Origin of the sequence: Thermoflexus hugenholtzii (assembly GCF_018771565.1) — a bacterium.
GTDB lineage: Bacteria > Chloroflexota > Anaerolineae > Thermoflexales > Thermoflexaceae > Thermoflexus > Thermoflexus hugenholtzii_A.
In genome coordinates this window covers 2390902-2406830 of the sequence record NZ_CP076326.1, presented here as the reverse complement: position 1 = coordinate 2406830, position 15929 = coordinate 2390902, and the positions used below count along the sequence as shown (strand labels likewise).

The window sequence follows — 15929 nt, the reverse complement described above, 5'->3', positions numbered from 1 at the left end:
CGGGATGACGAAGGGGAGGTGGGAATGAGCCTTCTGGAGGGATTTCGAACGGCGATGGCGAGCCTGATGGCCAACAAGATGCGTTCCTTCCTGACGATGCTGGGGGTGATCATCGGGGTGGCCTCGGTGATCGCCCTGATGAGCATCGGCCGGGGAACTCAGGAGGCGGTCCGCGCCCAGATCGAGCGGGTTGGGACCAACCTGATCTTCGTGACGCCGGGCAGCCTGCGGGTGGGCGGGATCGCCCAGGCGCCCGGCTCCGCCTCCACGCTGACCGCGGCCGACGCCCGGGCCCTGGCGGAGCTGCCCGGGGTGACGGCGGTGGCCCCGGTCTTCCAGACGAACGCCCAGGTGATCCTCGGGCGGAGCAATCTGAGGGTCTCCGTCCAGGGCGTGACGCCGGAGTTCTTCGCCGTCCGCAACCTCCAGGTGGCCAGCGGCGACCTCCTCGCCCCCGCCCATGTGGAGACCGGGGCCCCCGTGGCGGTCCTGGGGGCGAACGTGGCCGCCCAGCTCTTCCCCGACGGGGATCCCATCGGGGGGTTCGTCCGGCTCAACAACATCCCCTTCCGCGTGATCGGCGTCCTCGCCCCGGTGGGTGGAACCGGGTTCGGCAGCCCCGACAACCAGATCTTCGTCCCGCTGTCCACCGCCCTGCAGCGGCTGGCCCGGGGCGGCCAGTTCCGGGGCAGCGAGGTGGTCTCCCAGATCCTGATCCAGGCGGAGAGCACGGCCGCGATGCCGGCGGTGATGGAGGCCGCCCGCTCCACCCTGCGGGAGCGCCACCGCCTCCTGGATGGCGACGACGACGATTTCACCCTCATCAGCCAGCAGGACCTGATCCAGACCTCGGCCCAGATCACGGGGACCCTTACGGTCTTCCTGGGGGCCATCGCCGCCATCTCCCTGATCGTGGGGGGCATTGGGATCATGAACATCATGCTGGTCTCGGTGACGGAGCGGACGCGGGAGATCGGCCTGCGCAAAGCCGTGGGGGCGCGGCGGCGGGACATCCTGCTCCAGTTCCTCACCGAGGCCGTCACCCTGAGCGGCCTGGGCGGGCTGATCGGGGTGGGGCTGGGGATCGGCGTAGCCAACCTCATCCGCGGCATCCCGGTCGGGACCGGGACGCTGCGCCCGGTGGTGAGCGGAGATGTGATCGCCCTGGCCCTGACCTTCGCCGTGGCCGTGGGCGTGTTCTTCGGCATCTACCCGGCCGCCCGGGCCGCCGCCCTGAATCCCATCGAAGCCCTTCGATATGAATGAGGCAGGCGGGATCCCGTCTTGTGGCGCTCCGGGCCGGCCGAAGGCAGAATGAACGGAGGTCCGAAACCCTCGCACACGCCATGGGAGGAGGAGGGATGGGCGATCCGGTGATGGTGATGGAAAAGGTGGAGAAGATCTACCGGCTGGGGAAGGTGGAGGTCCCGGCCCTGCGCGGGGTCGACCTGGTGATCCGGCGCGGGGAGTTCGTGGCCATCATGGGGCCCTCGGGCTCCGGGAAGTCCACCCTGATGAACCTGCTGGGCTGTCTGGACACGCCCACCCGCGGCCGCTACATCCTGGAGGGCCAGGAGGTCTCCCGGCTCTCCGACGACCAGCTGGCGGAGATCCGCAACCGCAAGATTGGCTTCGTGTTCCAGCAGTTCAACCTGCTCCCCCGGGCGACGGCCCTTCAGAACGTGGAGCTGCCGCTGATCTACCGGGGCGCCCGGGACCGGCGGGCCCGGGCCCGGCAGATGCTGGAGCTGGTCGGCCTGGGGGATCGCCTGCACCACCGGCCCAACGAGCTCTCCGGCGGCCAGCAGCAGCGGGTGGCCATCGCCCGCGCCCTGGTGACGGAGCCGGCGGTGATCCTGGCCGACGAGCCCACCGGCAACCTGGACTCGAAGACCGGTCGGGAGATCCTGGCCCTCTTCCAGCGTCTGAACCGGGAGCGCGGCATCACCCTGGTGGTGGTGACCCACGATCCCTTCGTCGCCCGCCACGCCGAGCGCATCGTCCGCATCCAGGACGGCCTCATCGTCGGCGACGAGCCCGTTCCGCCGGAGGAGCGCATCCTCGAGGACGGCGCGTAGGGAGGCCGCCATGGCTGCTCACGAACGGCGCTTTGATCCCCGAAAGCGGGCGCTGTTGCTGGATCCCGCCCGCTGGGCGAAGTGGGATCCGCCCCGCTTGCTCGCCGTCCTCCACCTGCAGCCCGGCGAGACGGTGGTGGATCTGGGGTGTGGACCCGGGTTCTGGACCCTCCCCCTGGCGGAGCTCGTGGGCCCGGATGGGATCGTCTGGGCCCTGGATGCGAGCCCGGAGATGCTGGAGGCCCTGGCCGATCGACAGCCCCCGCCCTGGGTGCGCCTCTTGCGCTCGGAGCTCCCGCGCATCGAGCTGCCGGACGCCTCCGTGGACGCTGTGTGGGGAGCTTTCATCGTCCACGAGGTGGAGCCCCTCGACGCGCTGATGCGGGAGCTCCATCGGGTCCTGCGGCCCGGCGGGCGGGTCGGGTTGCTGGACTGGCGGCCGGACGCGGTTCACGAAGAGGGTCCGCCGCGGGATCACCGGCTGCCTCCGGAGATCGTCCGTCAGGCCCTGGAGGCTGCCGGCTTCCATATCCTCCCCACGGACTGGCAGCATGAGGACGCCTATCTGATCCGGGCGCTCCGGCCCCTTCAGGCTTGAGCCCCTCGTCCGTTCGAACATCTCATCCGGGAGGTGAGAAAAGATGGCTCCTGCACGTCTCCTGCCGAGCGCGCTTCTGCTGCTCCTGATCGGCGGCCTGATGGCCGCCTGCGCGGCCCCGGCCCCGCCCGGGGCGCCTCCGACGACCCCCGCCATCCCCACGCCCGCTCCGGGCGGGGAGGGCACGCCTCCGGCTGCGCCCGCGCCCACCCCCACCGCAGCCCCCTCCGATGCGGCCGCAGGGGCTCGCATCGCCTATGAGGTCGTCCCGGCGGAAAGCGAGGCCCGCTACCGGGTGCGGGAACAGCTGGTAGGGGTGAATCTGCCCAGCGATGCCGTGGGGACCACGCGGGCCATCACCGGAGTGCTGGTCATGGAGGGGGACCGTATCGTCCCCGAGGCCTCGCGCTTCCAGGTGGACCTGCGCACGCTGACCAGCGATCAGGCGCGGCGGGACAACTTCATCCGGCGCAACACCTTGCAGGCCGACCGCTATCCGTATGCCGTCTTCGTCCCTCGCGAGATCCAGGGGCTGCCCTCGCCCCTTCCCACCTCAGGTGAGCACACCTTCCGGCTGATCGGGGATCTGACGATCCGGGAAGCCACCCGTCCGGTGACCTGGGAGGTGACGGCGCGGGTGGAGGGGGATCGCATCATCGCCCGGGCGCGCACCCAGTTCACCTTCGCTGACTTCGGGCTGGAGCCGCCTCGCGTGCCCGTGGTGCTGAGCGTGGATGAGACCATCCGGCTCGAGGTGGACGCAGTGCTTCAGCGGCAGCCGTGATCCGGAGGGCATAGAGTCGACAACCGTGGAGGATTGGATTCGCGCGCGCTGCGGGGAGGGCCGGACCGAGCCGGGGAAAACCCGGTTGGCCTGCGGCCCTCCCCGCCTTTACGGGGAAGTCCCCTGATCCCTCCGCTTGAAACCCGTGCGCGGGTCGCCCGCCCAGGCCCAGCCGCAAGTCCCCCGGAGGAGCCGAACAACCCGCCGGATCGTCCCTCCCGCTCGCGATCCGCTGCGGAATTCTAACCCATCGGGGCCCGGTTTTGTCACGCTCTTGTCACGATTGGCATGGAGAATCCGAAGAAAGACCCCCCACCATAAGACGGCTCACCGGGTATTTCACATGGGAAGCAACAGCGAGGAGGATCGGATGGTCATCGGGATCGCGGAGCCCAATCCGGGATTGGCGCCGTATCCCAAAGCTTATCCATCTGCCATGGATCCCTCAGCAAGGCCTATTCCCGGGCGTTCAAGCCGAATCCGAATCCGATCCTCCCGGTCCACCCCTTGATCCGAATGTGTGAGAATCCTAAGATAGAGATAGAATTCGGGCGGAGGGAACGCCATGGCGATCGGCGTGGTGAGCGGATGCCCCCTCCGGGCCCTCGGCCTCCAGGCCCTGGCTGAAGCGGAGGGCTTCCCCGTGGCCTGGATCGCCCCCACCGTGGCGGAGGCCCTTGGCCGCGTCCGCCGCCAGCCCCCCGCCGTTCTCCTCATCGACTTCGCCCTCCCCGATGGCTCCGGCCCGCGCCTCCTCCACGCCCTCCGCCAGGAGGGGATCGCCCTCGACGGCTTCCTCCTCCTCGCGGATCCCTATCCGGCCGGCCTCGCTCTCGCCTGGAAGGCCGGCGCCTGCGCCGTCCTCTTCACCACCCTGCCCCTCCCTCTCCTCCGCGTTCGCCTCCGTGCCGCCCTCCAGGGCACCCTCTCCTGGCACCCCGCCGACCGGCGCCGGGCCCAGGCCTGGTGGGTTCGCTTCGGGGAGCCCTGGGCGGCCCTCTCCCCCCGCCAGCGGGCCGTGGCCCTGGGGGTCGCCCGTGGCTGGAGCGACAAGGAGATCGCCCAGGCCCTCCGCCGGCGCCCCACCTCCATCCGCACCCACCTCCGCTGGCTCCTGCACCGCCTGGGGCTCCCCGACCGCGTCGCCCTCCGCCAGTGGGTCCGCAGCGGCTGCCTTGATGATCCCTACATCGCCCCCCTCCTGGACCTCGAAGACCCCCCCTGGCTCGGGGAGGATCGCCTCGAGGCGGGGTTCCTCCAAAAATGAGGAAGGCCAGGCCGCTCTTTCCTCCAAAAATGAGGAAGCGTGCCGAGGGCGGAGAAGTGGAATCCCTTTTAGGGGGGCGAGGCCATGAGCGAGCGGTATCTTCTCTTTGACGGTGGGTGTTCCGTATGTGCCGCCCTGGCGCGGGAGGTGGAGGCCCTCAGCGGCGGGCGGCTGGGGGTGCGGAATTTGCGGGATCCCGAGATCCAGGTCCTGCTGAACCGGGCCCGCCCCGGCTGGTAGTGGGAGCCGATGCTCGTCGAAATCGATGGGGAGCAAGTGCGGGTCTTCGCGGGCCTGGCGATGCGGATGCGGTTGCTCCAGATCCTGGGCCCGGCGCGGGCCTTGCGGGTGGCCCAGGCGGTGGCCCGGATGGGAGGCCCTGTGCTGGGCGTGGATTGGGGAAGGCGGCGGTTCCTCGGACGGGCCCTGGGCGCTTTCGGTGCCTTCGCGATCGGACCACGTCTCCGCTCTGTTATCTCCCCCCTCCATCCCTCTCCGTCATCCCTGGGGGAGATCGAAGTCCTGGCGGGTTCCCTTCGTGCGTTCACTGACGATGAGGTAGAGATCGAGACCCCTACTGGTCTGCGTAAGATCCGCATCCCCAACGGGATATCGGTTTGGAAAGGCGGCGAGCGTCCCCTTTCCACCCTCACAAGGGGAGACGAGCTGATGATCCGTCTCCACGTTCCTTCAGGAACGGCCCTCCGGCTATGGGCCAATTTGACTCGGGTGCAGGGGGTGGTGACGCGAGTGATTCCGGGAGGCTATGAGCTGCGGACGGGCGGTCTGTACAACGCACCGAGGACTCTCCGGTTAGAACCTGGGGAAGAGGTGTCGGTGGCCGATTGGCTTACTGAACGCCCGCGGGATGCATCTCCCCTTCGACTGGAGGAAGGGGATTTCGTGGATGTCATTGGAGAGCGGATCCCGGAGGGGATCCGGGGCACTCGTATCTGGGTGCATTCAGCCCGTCAAGTCGAGAGGCTCTCTTCCCCCGCCGATTCCCCACCTGCGGCGGATCGTATCGAGGTCGGCCCGAATGGCTTGTGCTGGTATATCTACACGGGGTATGCGGGCTGGTTTGATTGCCCGACCGGCGCAGGCCGCTGTGGGACATGCAACCTCGCTCGCAGTGATCAGGCCGCCTGGCCTGCGATGGATACCTGTGGCTGTTGCACCTGGAACTGCTGCGATTGCTCTCGGAACTGTAAAAACCAGATTTACCTCGCTTGCGGCAAGGATGTGGTGGTCTATGACCAATGCAGCACCAAGGTGAGGACCGTCTATATTGCCAGCTGTGGACCTTGCCAGCGCGCCAATTGTATTCCAGATTGTGTTCCCAATCATCCGGACACGGATCTGTGTAATCGGTCCTGCGCAGACTGCCGGGGAGGTCGAGCGGCCATCATTGATCTGACCAAGCCCACCTTCGCCTACTTCTACGATCCTGTTCGGCGAGGGTGCTTCTCCTGCGAGGTGCGGGTGCTGGCGCAATGCCCATCGTGAGATCGTAAGAATGGAGGGGACGATGATCGGAGGGGTTCATCGACTTCGAGGGATGATGCGGGCGTGGGCCATTGGCCTGGCGATCCTCGGCGCGGGATGCGGGGGAGCCCACCCGACCCCCTCCTCTCTGGGGTCCCTTTCGCCTTCCCCGCTCCCCACACCTATCCCGTCCGCTTCGCCTTCGCCCTCCCCTTTCCCTACGTCCGCTCCCACCCCCGGGCCGACCTTGCCCCCCGAGATCTATCCCTCTCCCCTCCCCCTGCGGCCTGGGGTGATCGTCCCCGGCGTCCAGGGATGCCCCAATCCCCAGGGCCTGGAAACCACCCCTCTCTCCAAGGAGGAAGCCCTGGCCGTGCTCCGGGCTGCCACCTCCGGCGACCCGGAGACGGTGCGGCAGGCCTACGATCCCTCCCATTGGGCACAGATCGACTGGGCCCGGCTGGCGACCCCGGCCACGCCTGCCCTGCCGGCGGAGGCACGGATCCCCTCGGAACGGGTGACCGATCCCCGGCCGGCGGGTGAATCTCCGTATGGGGAATTGATCGCCAATATGTGCGGGCGGGAGGTGCTGGCCCGTTCATGGTGGGTGGTAGTATGCGCAGGGCCGTGTGCGGAGGCGCTCCAGGCGGCCCCTGCCCTGAATGCCCATTTCTTCCTGATCCGGCGGCAGGGTCACTGGTTGATCTGGTGGGTTTATCCGTGAGGGGGAACGGGGGGCTTTCGCCGTTTGGGCGGCGGGCGGCTGGGGGTGCGAAGTTTGCGGGACCCCGAGGTCCAGGCCCTGCTGGACCGTGCCCGTCCCGGCTGGCGCTGGGAGCCGATGCTTGTCGAGATCGAAGGGGAGCGGGTGCGGGTCTTGGCGGGCCTTTCGCTGCGGGCGCTACGGGTGGCCCAGGCCGTGGCTCGCTTCGGGAGCTTTATCTCTAAGAGTAACAGTGGACGATTGCAATTTTTGTTTTACTTGTTTTACATTTTCTTGTTAAGTTTTGTTTTTAATACTCTCAAAGCTGCGGCTCATGACTGGAATATTTGTGGTGATGGGATTCCTGTTCGGTGGTATGGAACCTCCACCAGTCACTGGTGGCCTACTTCATGGGATTCTTCCTATCAGATTGCCATACAGCAAGCAGCGAGGAATTTCAATGCTTCAGATTTTGACTACTATTGGGCTCAACGAACTTCCGCATTAATGCTATGGGGTGACCTTAATTACCCTGACATAAATGTCGCGGGCGCTACATCGATTTATGTTAATCGCACCACCCATATCATACAAGCCGGATCTTTTTACTTCAATTTTCCTCATTTTAATGTAATTCCTCATACAGTTGACCAGAAAATATGCACCGCGATTCACGAACTCGGTCACGGAGCCGGGTTCGCTCACAATTCTCTCTATAGCATCCTTTATGCTGATCACGGACAGCGCTGCCACAATTGGCTAATCACCAATTTACAAAGTCACGATTATCAAGATATCAACAATAGGTATTGAGACGGAGGTTGACATGCGATTTCGAGTTATTGGAATGGGGATTGCAATTTTGCTGGCCCTCGCGATTAGCGCAAGGGATCGATTGACCCGTGGAGCGCCTCCCCATGACCTGCGGGGGTGGGTTGTTTTGGATATAGACTACGCTCCGGATGAACAGACCATGATACGTGAAGCGGAGTGGATCGTTCGGGCTCGCCCTCTTGGATCTCCGGAACCGATCGCGTATTCCTCGGACGGACGGCTGGTTTCGCTCGTCCAGACCGTTCAAGTGCTTGAGGTCCTGAAAGGCCCTACCCCGATCCCTCACTTGCGGATCCTTCGCTTGAGCGTGACACCGGAAGCACGGGCTCAGGGCTTTCGGATCGCAGAGGAGGAGGGAGGTTTCTCAGGACCCTTGCCCCCGGGGGAATATCTCTTGTTCCTGACCGCATCGGCGAAGCCGGGGATATGGGCCGTCGTGGGGCACTCCCAGGGGATCCTGGCACTGAATGATCGAGGGCAGGTGATTGCAACAGGGGCTTATGGGTTCTCAACGTGGGTCGGTATGGACATAACGGATATCCGAGAACGGATAAAGGCCGCTTCACGCTGAAAGAGGCCTTAAGGAATTTGCCTTGATGCCTGAGATTCGGAATGCAGTTCGGACACCGCGATTATTGGGACCCGTTACAGCCTGCCTCAGCTGGCTTCCGATAGTGACTTCAAGCCGCTCGCGGGGCTTCAATTCGGGGTTGACCTAGCCCCATTTGGGCGGGTGTCCGAACTTCTTTCCGAAGGTCGGGAAGGTCGGGATGGAACCGTGCGCCTCTGGTCCCTGCGCTGAGCCTACCCGAATGGCGGCGTTGTGCGGATGGCGGGCGGAAAGGCGGAGAGGGAGGTCGCCGGGTTCCCGGCCCCGGGTGGCCGGGAACCCGGATGGTCACTCTGTGTCCTCCTTTTTGGAGGACCACGGCTCCTGCCGGCTGGATCGAATGAAAACCGAAGGCTGATCCGAGCGGAGGGGAAGCGAGGACCGAACAATGGCTGCTGTAGGATGCGGGACGTTCCATATGCGCCGCTCTGGTCCGGAAGGTGAAGGCCTGGAGCGGCGGGCGGCTGGGGGTGCGATCGCTACGGGAGCCCGAGGTCCGGGCCCTGCTGGACCGCGCCCGCCCCGGCTGGCGCTAAGAGCCGATGCTCCTGGAGGTCGAGGGGGAGCGGGTGCGGGTCTTGGCGGGGCTGGCGATGCGGGCGCGCCTGGTGCAGATCCTGGGCCCGGCGCGGGCCTTGCGGGTGGCCCAGGCGGTGACCCGGATGGGAGGCCCGGTGCTCGGCGTGGATTGGGGGAGGCGGCGGTTGCTGCAGCAGGGCGGCGCCCTGGCTGCCCTGGCCCTCCTCCGTCGCCTCCCCGGAGGCTCCCCAATGGCCAGGCCCGAGAAGGACCCGCCCACCCCGCCCGCCACCGGAGCGGGCGAGCTCTGGGAGGGCTTCGTGCTGCTTCCGGAAGGCGCCCCGATTCCTCCCTTTGTTCGCCAGGTTCCCACCCCGATTCTGTGCCAGACCGATGGCCGCCCGGAGGCCGAGGCCCTGCGCGGGGAGACCCTCACATTTACGGAACTGGCGCCGTTGCGTTCCCTCATCCGGTTCCCCTTGTATGGGCCCTCCCGGCTGCCGCCGGGGATCGTGTGGCAGGGCGTGGCCGTCACCCGATTTGCGCGTTCGGGGGAGGTGTTTTCGGTGTCCTTGAACTTTGGGGATGGGGAGGGGGTGCCGCGGCTCCGGGTGATCGCCCAGCCGATGTATCCGTCCCCCTATCCGGTGTGGCCGGTGTATGCGCCGGATCGGCCCGAGGAGCCGATCTTTCCGGAGAAGGTCTTCTGAAGGTTGTTATGTGGGTTCTGTTTGGTTTGGGTATGTGGATTATATTCCTTACAATGATCCGGATAAATCTAAAGAGGCTCCCGATGGATGGCATGTCGTGAGTGGCCCGTTACTCCTCGGTCAAACATCTCAAGGATCATGTTGTGCTCCTTGTGGTTGCTCGTCCGGTTGCTGCTATACAGACCCTCACACGCACATGGAAAGGACGGGAGGAACTCGTGTTTCTCTATACTGCGGGCAAATAGTTACTGGAGGCACGACACCTATTTATCGATTTGATTATTCTATACCATGTCCCACAAAAACCGCCCCATAAGGAGAGATATAGAAATGCGCTGGAAAATCCTTTTGATTCTTTGCTGGATCTGTTTAAGCGGAATGCTTGCCTGCGTATCTTCAGCCTCACCTTCTGCTCCTCCTTCTGAAAATTTCCAATCTCCTGGGCGCGAGGAGAGCCCCGTAGCTCCGTCTTCTCCTCTGCCAACCCGGGAGACCCTGCGAGCCTTTCCAGGGTTCCGGCTGGAGCGGGTGATCGGCAAGGGCATCCTGCAGGAGATCGCCTGGAGCCCGGAGGGGCCCCGGCTGATTGTTGGGACTGCGAAGGGCCTGGAGGGCCTCGCGCCGAAGACCGGCGAAGGGGTGTGGCAGCAACCTCTTCCGGCCCGGCTGAAAGCCATGGCCCTCTCCTCGGATGGCCGCTGGCTGGCCGCCCTGGTGGGCCGGGACCTGTGGCTGTGGGCCCATAGGGGTCAGGGAATCGAGCGAATTCGGGTCCTCCCCGACGCCATCGATCCCGCTTTGGAATCCCCCACCCTGGCTTTCTCCCCGGATGGCCGTCAGCTGGCCTGGACCGTTTCGAACGCCGTGCGTCGGATCCGCGTCCCCGAAGGTGACGAGCTGGGGAAAATCTTTGCGCCCGGGGCCGGATGGGCCGCCTTCGCCCCCGATGGGGAGACGCTGATTCTGGCAGGTCCATCGGAGGGGGAATGGCGACGGATCGCAGACGGAGTGGGGATCCGCCGGGTGGCATGGGCCCTCCCACCGGGGGAGAGGGCCAGGACCTTCGCCCTCTCCCCGGATGGCGCGTGGCTGGCGATCGGGATCGGAGGGGAGGTGCATCTGTATTCCGGGCGCGATGGACAACTCCGCAGGAGGCTTCTCATCGGCGGCCGGGGGATTATCCGTCGTCTGGCCTTCTCGCCGGATGGGCAATGGTTGGCAGCCGGCACCGAAGGAGGGACGGTGGCCGTCTGGGAAGGAGCCGGGGAGCGCCTCCGATGGAGGCACGAGATGGGAGAGGGCGCCGTGGTGGGACTGGCCTTTGCCCCCAAGGACTTGCAGCTGGCCATTGCCCACGCCGGCGGCATCCTGGAGATCCGGCGTCTCCCGGAAGGGACGCAGGAAGGCCGCTGGGAGGGATATCTGGAGCCGGTGCTGGACCTGGCCTTCGGAGAAGATCGCCTGTGGATCGCGACCTACAGCCAGCGACCCCTCAACGCCCCTCAGTGGATCGTGTCGCTCTGGGAGGCCATCGGCCCCACGGCCCGGCGGGTGCAGCGCCTGACCCTGCCGGCGGAGCCGCTGGGAGCCCTCGCGCTTTCCCCCGATGGACGCTGGCTGCTGGCTCCCGATCCTGGTGAGCTCGGAGAGGGCGGGTGGGGGATCTGGCGGACGATGGATGGAGAGCGCGTGCTCCGGATGCCGGGAGGTGGCACGGCTGTTTTCTCCCCCGATGGTGAAGCCCTTGCTCTGAGCGATCCGACAGGTGGTCTTCGGATCCTCCGCCGCGCGGATGGGCAAGCCCTGCGCCGGCTGGATGGACTTTCCGGGAAGATCCTCCCGCTGGTGACCTTCTCGCCGGATGGCAATTGGGTGGCCGCCTCCGACGGCCGGGAAATCGGGGTATGGCAGGTCCCGGATGGCGCCCTGAGGCAGCGCGTGAAGCCGGGAACTGGAAAGCCGATCGAAGCGCTGGCCCTCTCGGAGGCGGGCGAGTGGCTGGCCGTCGCGGAGGGCGGCCTCGACGGCCCCTGGATCGCCCTGTATTCCGTGGCTACCGGACGGCTCCTCGCGCGCTGGGCGGCGGACACCGCGGCGGTGCTCCGCCTGGCCTTCGGGCCGGGAGGAGCCTGGCTGGCCTCAGGCGGTGGAGAGGGAACCGTGAAAATCTGGCGGGTGCCCGATGGGGCGCTGCTCCAGATCCTGGAAGGCCACACGGACGCCATCCTCGCCCTCAAGACCTCCCCCGATGGCCGAACGCTGGCCTCTGGATCTCTGGATGGAACCGTGCGCCTCTGGTCCCTGCGCTGAGCCTACCCGAATGGCGGCGTTGTGCGGATGGCGGGCGGAAAGGCGGAGAGGGAGGTCGCCGGGTTCCCGGCCCCGGGTGGCCGGGAACCCGGATGGCCACTCTGTGTCCTCCTTTTTGGAGGACCACGGCTCCTGCCGGCTGGATCGAATGAAAACCGAAGGCTGATCCGAGCGGAGGGGAAGCGAGGACCGAACGATGGCTGCTGTAGGATGCGGGACGTTCCATATGCGCCGCCCTGGCGCGGGAGGTGGAAACCCTCAGCGGCGGGCGGCTGGGGGTGCGGTCGCTACGGGAGCCCGGGGTCCAGGCGATGCGGAACCAGGCTCATCCCAACTGGCGGTGGGGGCCGATGCTCGTTGAGGTCGAGGGGGAGCGGGTGCGGGTCTTGGCGGGGCTGGCGATGCGGATGCGATTGCTCCAGATCCTGGGCCCGGCGCGGGCCCTGCGGGTGGCCCAGGCGGTGACCTGTGGCGCTCAGATAGCGAGCCCGTCACGTATGCAACCTCTCCTTCTTAGCTTTCTGATCCTCCTCACTATGTTGCTCTTTTTCCATAACGCATTCGCATATTCGGTGTGTTGCAAGTGGTCCACGAATTACGCCACGTATCGCTATGGCTACCTTCCAATGGCCTTCTGGGATCCCACTGATCGTGGCGCATCGGCTTGGAGCAGCGTCCCCACCACGAGCTGGCGCTATATCAAATATAGCGGATCACCCAATTCCATCGAGTGGGGAGGGTGGGATGGGCCAGGAAATGTTCTCGCAGTCACAGTCCTCTCGGGATACGGATACACGATCCAATCGTTCTGGATTCGATATGATAAAAATGAAAACTGGTATACAGGAACGGGAACTCCTGCAAGCAACCAATATGATGCCTGGTCAGTGATCACCCATGAGTTCGGTCACGCACTGGGCTTGCGTGATACCCAGTCCATTTACTGCCCTGGAAATGCCACGGATGCCACAATGTGTGGTCAAATCTTTCGAGGAACTACATGGTTTCGAAGTTTAGAGGCCGATGACCAAAATGGAGCTTTGTATTTGTATCCGCGGTAATGGACACGTTAAGGGAGCCAGGACCTTTGAAGACAATATCTCAGCCTCCCAACATGGAATTGTCCATAGTTCTTACTACGTTTGCGAAGGAGGATTTCCTATGTTTTCGTATATCATTTCGAAAAATCGAAGGTTTCTTCTCGTGCTGAGCGTGTTGAGCGGGCTGGGATGCCAGCCGGGTCTTCTCAACACCCCTCCCCCCTCCCCCTTCGTTTCAGCGCATCCGGTATACGCGGCGCTGTCCCGCCGGGAACGGATTCAGCAGGCGGATGCCATCGTGCGGGCCGAGGTGCAGGCCATCTCCCCCACCCGCTGGAACTCGGACAGCGGCCAGCCCTGGACCCCACTCCCCCCTGAAATCCCGGATCGCCCGGTTCCCGTGCCCATCCACACGGTCACCTTGCGGGTGATCCAAACGCTGGCCGCGCGCGAGTCACTCCCGGATTCGATCGAAGTCGTCGTCATAGGGAACAGCCCCCTGGAAGCGCCTCCGGCTCACCAGCGATGGGTGAAAGTGCCTGCGGAGCACCAGCTCCACGTGGGGGATTCCATTGTAGCCTTTCTGAGCCGGAGGGATCTGGTGTGGGAGGGGGGCAGGCGATCCGTGTGGATGTTTATAGGTTTCCCGGCTGCCTCGTATCTGAAGGCGCGCCCGGATGGGCGATGGGGAGAGGAGGTCTTCGATGGGCCACCGGAGGAGCGACAGCCGCTACGCTGGGAGGAGCTGGAGGCCCAGATCCGGGCGCTGCGCTTGCCATAAGACCCTCTGGTCCCCACAGGGAGAAGGTCACGAGGCAAGGCTGGATCCTTTCGGGAGGCGCGGAATGCCAGCATCTTCACGCCTGAAGAATTTCTTCTTGCGGAAGAGGCGATCACGGGGCGCGGCTGCTTCGAGTGCGGGGCCCGTTGCGGGCGTGGCGGGTGATTCAAGCGGTGGCCCGGCACGGCGGGCCGGTGCTGGGGGTGGATTGGGGAAGGCGGCGGCTGTTGCAGCAGGGCGGCACCCTGGCATGCTGGCAAACTGTTAGTGAGGGAACCACACTGCTTTACTCTTTCAAGTTTATTCATGCTGAGGAGGGGCACCGATGCAAGCCGGGACGGTCCTTCGCTGGGTCATTGTTTGGGGGGTCCTGGCAGCAGGGATCTGGGAGGCTTGCCAACCCTTGTGGCCACCCGCCCCTTCACCGGCTCCCACGCCAGCCACCCCTCTATCGATTCCCACGCGTCCCTCGGGAGGGACCACCCCTACCCGGGCCGCCGCAAGGACCCCATCCCCCGCCCCTCCGGCCTGTGTGTTTCAGGAGGTCCCGGATCCGGAGAACCCCACGCCGGCCGATCGTGCCTTGCTGCCGGATCCTTCCCACTGGCGGTGGGAGCCGGCATCGGCGGGCGGGCAACCCCTACGCGGGATCCGTGGTCTGATCCAACCCCCTCTGCCCTGGCGGGTTCTGTCGGGAGGGGCGGCGCTGGAGGTGCGGTTGTTGCTGAACCGGAACGCCCGGGCCATTCAGGTGGCAGTGGACCTGCGGAGGGAGGCCCATCGGCGGTTGCATCCGGAGAAGGCCTGGGATATCTTTCTAAGCCCGGAGCTGATCTTCCAGCCCCACGTGCGGGGAGCGGCCTGGGAGCTCTGGTTGCCGCGGGCCGCGGCCCAGCTGCGGGCGCGGCAGGAGACCTTCCCCTCGGACCGGATAGGATCCCAAGCGCTGCGGGTGACGCCGGATGGGCGGGTGAGGCTGGAGGATCCGGCTCGCGGCGTTTCTCGGGATCTGGGGGCGCCGGCGCCGATGGGGGAGGCGTTGGTGATGACCGGGACCATCGTGCTGGCGCGGGAACGGAATCGGTCGATGTGGTGGCGGGGGGACGCCGCCACGGGACAGTGGGAGCGGTTGGGGGAGATCCCAGAGGACCATCCCGGGGACTGGGTCTTTCGGAGCTGGGCGTGGGATCGCTCCGAGTGGATGTGGCTGGCGATCGGCGGCGTCAACGGCCTTGAGCCGGCCCACAGTCCCTCCTGGCGCATCCCGGCTCATCCTGGAGCTCCGCTTCAGTCCTTTCCGCCTCTCCCCATCTCCCGGATTCCAGGTGATGGCCCCGAGTCCGTGTGTGACCTGTTCCCTGTGGGGACCTCGGGCCGGTGGCTGTTGTGGTGCCGGGTGGCGATCCTGCGGCCCGAAGGCAAGCCGGTTGTGCAATTTGGGTTGACCATCGATGGGGCTACCGGGCGGGTGGAGGGTCCAGAGGACCTGGGATTGAGGGATCCGCTGGTGGATCTGCCAAAGGGCGGGGTGATGGGGCCGAGCTTTTACCTTTCCCCCGATGGACGGTGGCTGGCGGTGGAGTTCGCGGAGGTGGGGCCGGAGGGCGGCTGGCGGGGAGCGCGGAGCCTGTATTTGCTGGATGGGGCGCAGCCGGGATGGGTGCGCCGGTGGCCGGGTCGGACCTGGGTAGCCCGGGATCCGGCAGGGGGTGGGGTGGTGCTGTGGGACGTGGGGGAGGATCAGCTGGAGTGGCTGCGGCTGCCTCCGGATCCCAACGGGGAGCCAGTGTCCTTAGCGGAGGCGGCGACCGCCGGACCTCTGGCGTTTCTGGAAGGGGGATTGGTGACCCTATCCCGGATGAACCCGGCGGCGCTGCAGCTCTGGGATAAGGCCGGGCACCTGCAAGGGGAGTGGGACCTCTCCGCGGTGGTGGAGCGGATCTATGGCCTGCTGGGGGAGGGGGAACGGGTGTGGATCGGGGCCTTCGAGCGGGTGGCATCGGGGACGCCCTGTCGCTTCGCGCTCCTGGAGCTGCCGCTGGCAGGATCCCTCGTCGATACCCCGTGAGGGGCCCGCTGGGCCTTTCGGCATTTGAGGTGGGGATGGAGGGCGATGGATCGAGGCCGGAGCGGGGGATCCCGTCATCGCGCAGCGTGCTCCCCATCCGGTCCTTCCGGCGCTCGATCGAACCCGCCGATCCGGGAGGTGG

13 protein-coding genes are annotated in these 15929 nt (G+C 65.8%); all 13 read left to right on the top strand.

The window, feature by feature from the left end:
* Positions 1 to 24: 24 nt before the first annotated feature.
* The 13 genes from KNN16_RS10870 (at position 25) to KNN16_RS10815 (ending at position 15787) form a co-directional block, all read left to right on the top strand.
* Complete coding sequence (locus KNN16_RS10870; RefSeq protein WP_303896896.1) at positions 25 to 1266, top strand: ABC transporter permease; 1242 nt, start codon at positions 25 to 27, stop codon at positions 1264 to 1266.
* Positions 1267 to 1361: 95 nt separating this feature from the next.
* Positions 1362 to 2078 (top strand): ABC transporter ATP-binding protein, encoded by a 717-nt coding sequence (locus tag KNN16_RS10865; RefSeq protein ID WP_299287304.1) that lies wholly within the window; start codon positions 1362 to 1364, stop codon positions 2076 to 2078.
* A gap of 10 nt (positions 2079 to 2088) precedes the next feature.
* Positions 2089 to 2676 (top strand): class I SAM-dependent methyltransferase, encoded by a 588-nt coding sequence (locus KNN16_RS10860; RefSeq protein WP_303896894.1) that lies wholly within the window; start codon positions 2089 to 2091, stop codon positions 2674 to 2676.
* 43 nt (positions 2677 to 2719) lie between these two features.
* The gene (locus KNN16_RS10855; protein ID WP_303896892.1) at positions 2720 to 3460 is read left to right on the top strand and encodes a YceI family protein; all 741 of its coding nucleotides are present in this window, start codon (positions 2720 to 2722) and stop codon (positions 3458 to 3460) included.
* 565 nt (positions 3461 to 4025) lie between these two features.
* Positions 4026 to 4727 carry a response regulator transcription factor gene (locus KNN16_RS10850; protein WP_303896890.1) on the top strand — a complete coding sequence of 234 codons (702 nt, stop codon included), beginning with the start codon at positions 4026 to 4028 and terminating at the stop codon, positions 4725 to 4727.
* Between the two features lie 84 nt (positions 4728 to 4811).
* Positions 4812 to 4967 (top strand): hypothetical protein, encoded by a 156-nt coding sequence (locus KNN16_RS10845; protein ID WP_303896889.1) that lies wholly within the window; start codon positions 4812 to 4814, stop codon positions 4965 to 4967.
* Between the two features lie 1288 nt (positions 4968 to 6255).
* Entirely contained in the window at positions 6256 to 6936 is a 681-nt protein-coding gene (locus KNN16_RS10840) for a hypothetical protein (RefSeq protein WP_303896888.1), read from the top strand.
* 117 nt (positions 6937 to 7053) lie between these two features.
* Positions 7054 to 7728: a hypothetical protein gene (locus KNN16_RS10835; RefSeq protein ID WP_303896886.1), complete on the top strand. Its 675-nt coding sequence runs from the start codon at positions 7054 to 7056 to the stop codon at positions 7726 to 7728.
* Positions 7729 to 8901: 1173 nt separating this feature from the next.
* Positions 8902 to 9588, top strand: a complete 687-nt coding sequence (locus tag KNN16_RS10830) for a hypothetical protein (protein ID WP_303896884.1) — start codon at positions 8902 to 8904, stop codon at positions 9586 to 9588.
* Between the two features lie 528 nt (positions 9589 to 10116).
* The gene (locus KNN16_RS10825; protein WP_303896882.1) at positions 10117 to 11898 is read left to right on the top strand and encodes a WD40 repeat domain-containing protein; all 1782 of its coding nucleotides are present in this window, start codon (positions 10117 to 10119) and stop codon (positions 11896 to 11898) included.
* A gap of 311 nt (positions 11899 to 12209) precedes the next feature.
* Positions 12210 to 12959, top strand: a complete 750-nt coding sequence (locus KNN16_RS15200; RefSeq protein ID WP_369685859.1) for a matrixin family metalloprotease — start codon at positions 12210 to 12212, stop codon at positions 12957 to 12959.
* 142 nt (positions 12960 to 13101) lie between these two features.
* The gene (locus tag KNN16_RS10820) at positions 13102 to 13719 is read left to right on the top strand and encodes a hypothetical protein (RefSeq protein WP_303896880.1); all 618 of its coding nucleotides are present in this window, start codon (positions 13102 to 13104) and stop codon (positions 13717 to 13719) included.
* Between the two features lie 325 nt (positions 13720 to 14044).
* Positions 14045 to 15787 carry a hypothetical protein gene (locus KNN16_RS10815; RefSeq protein WP_303896878.1) on the top strand — a complete coding sequence of 581 codons (1743 nt, stop codon included), beginning with the start codon at positions 14045 to 14047 and terminating at the stop codon, positions 15785 to 15787.
* Positions 15788 to 15929: the final 142 nt, after the last annotated feature.